This is a genomic window from Bradyrhizobium sp. NBAIM08, assembly GCF_020193935.1.
Classification (GTDB): Bacteria; Pseudomonadota; Alphaproteobacteria; order Rhizobiales; family Xanthobacteraceae; genus Bradyrhizobium; species Bradyrhizobium yuanmingense.
This window is the reverse complement of sequence record NZ_JADYVR010000994.1, coordinates 1-401: the sequence shown is the minus strand read 5'-3', so window position 1 is coordinate 401 and position 401 is coordinate 1. Positions and strand designations below refer to the sequence as shown.

1 protein-coding gene is annotated in these 401 nt (G+C 52.1%); it reads left to right on the top strand.

Annotated features, from left to right (window positions below):
• Nucleotides 1–31 precede the first annotated feature (31 nt).
• The coding region (locus I6F37_RS43105) for a hypothetical protein (RefSeq protein ID WP_225154847.1) at nt 32–401 on the top strand (370 nt) is incomplete at its 3' end.

The following is a 401-nucleotide window of genomic DNA, read 5'->3' as shown; positions in this document are numbered from 1 at the left end:
CTTTTTAATGTATACGTAAAACTAAAAAGCCATGCCAACTAAAAAATCACATCCCCTGACAGTGCGCCCATCACTCGGCGACATCCTCTTAAGCAGCGCTGACATCCCCGACCAGGACAAACCACCCGTCGAACTCAACGCAGCAAGTAACCTGTTTGTCATCGATCGATTATCTCAGGCCCGTGTGCCGAAGGGCAGTGCCCTGTCACTCGTGCCGCTGCCCGGACACAGCGATGCGCTAACCTCTGAATACTCAGGTGCAGTATTTGGGCATGTGGGCGGAGCACTGGAAGTAATTGAGGTTCCAAAGGCTTCTCCGGTTACCCCAAAGGATTCAAAACCCTTTATTCCAAAATGGAGTGGTGTCTCCTTTGCTCCACGCTCGGCAGCGATGCCAACTC